The organism is Candidatus Obscuribacterales bacterium (genome assembly GCA_036703605.1).
Classification (GTDB): domain Bacteria; phylum Cyanobacteriota; class Cyanobacteriia; order RECH01; family RECH01; genus RECH01.
In genome coordinates this window covers 1-1,551 of sequence record DATNRH010000151.1, presented here as the reverse complement: position 1 = coordinate 1,551, position 1,551 = coordinate 1, and the positions used below count along the sequence as shown (strand labels likewise).

Annotated in this window: 1 protein-coding gene and 1 pseudogene; both read left to right on the top strand. The window is 52.0% G+C overall.

Annotation, left to right across the window (positions count from 1 at the left end; all coding sequences use genetic code 11):
• On the top strand, positions 1-376 hold a 376-nt coding region (locus V6D20_03130; GenBank protein ID HEY9814786.1), incomplete at its 5' end, for a protein kinase.
• Between the two features lie 366 nt (positions 377-742).
• A pseudogene (locus V6D20_03125) lies at positions 743-1,435 on the top strand (protein kinase).
• Positions 1,436-1,551: the final 116 nt, after the last annotated feature.

Sequence of the window (1,551 nt, the reverse complement as noted above, 5' to 3'; positions counted from 1 at the left end):
AAGCGGGGATGTCTTCCAAGGCCAATGGAAATCAACTTACGTGGCTTTGAAAAGCATTCCGCAGGTCAAGCCACAGCGCCTAGCCAACGAATTGAGAATGTGGCGTCTGTCTCACGAGAGTGTTGTAGACTTTCTTGGTATTTCACTGAGAGAGAGCGAGCTTTTTCTTGTCATGGAGCTTGCTCCCTTTGGCAATCTACAAGAGCACTGCCACCACAACAAGCTAACAATGCGAACGCGCCTAGACGCTATCAAGCAAGTAATGTCTTTTGGGCTCACCTTGAGATCGTTGCAGGACTGGACTACCTGCATGGCCAGGCAGTTATCCATGGGGACATGGCCTTACGAAACATTCTCGTTTTTGGTAGAGACGTGAATTGACAGTAGCTCTGCGTCCCATTTCAGTGAAGATCACAGACTTTGGCCTCGCTCACTTGGCGCCGGCCTCGGGGCTTTATACAGCTAAAGAGGACCTCATCCCGTTCCGATGGTCTGCGCCAGAGGTGATCCTGCAGGTAGGCTCACTGCCGCTAAGCCCAAGCGGATTGTGAGTCAAGAGAGCGATATTTGGAGCTTGGCTGTTCTGGTGTGGGAACTGTTCTCAAATGGCCAAATCCCTTTTGCTCAGTATACGAATTTAGAGGTGAGAGTCTGCAACGACTAATACCAGGCGAGCGAGAAGGTACTGAAGGGTGAGCGCCTTGGGCGTCCCCATGACATTGCTGATGAACTCTGGAGCTTGATGGAGAGCAGCTGGAGGGAGGAAGTTCGCCAACGACCTGGCCTTGAAGAGTGGTCCACAGTCATTAGCCAGACTCAAACTCTGTATCCTTACGACATGGAAGAGACCAACCTCCCGGCGGGCTTCATCACAACAATCGATGCCAAGTATCTCATTGATTTCCGCAGCTTGCACCTTGGCCGTACATTGGGCGAAGGCTCGTTTGGCATTGTCAGCAAAGGCCGGTACAACGGCGCCGCTGTGGCGATCAAGCAGCTCAAGACCGGGGACAACGCCCAGGAGCAAACGGATCTCATTCAAGAAGCGGTGATGTTGATTGCGCTTCCACCGCATCCCAACGTTCTCGGCATTGTGGGCTTGTCTGTAAAGCCTGCTTGCTTGATTACAATGTACCTTGCAAATGGCTCGCTCCTTCGCTATGTTCGGGACTCCCCAACTGCTATTCTCAATGAAGTTCACCTCCATGCCAACGGCGTAATTCATAGAGATCTGGCCGGTGGGTGTAGCAGCTAACGAGAAGCTAGAAACATTCTTCTTGATGGTGATAGAGACCCTAAAGTGGCGGACTTTGGTCTGGCCCGGGTGCTGGAGGACAGCGACTATGGTAGAACCACGTCTTTGATAGGCCCGATCCGTTGGATGAGTCCAGAGGCCCTGGAACACCGAGTATTAATCAGCCTTGCTAATCACTAGGTGTACTCGGAAAAGGTGGATGTCTACTCCTTCGGGGTGCTACTCCACGAGATTTTCCGCGAGGGTCGCAGGCCTTGGGGTATGTTGTAATTTCCTAAACTGAAGGCGATTTAACG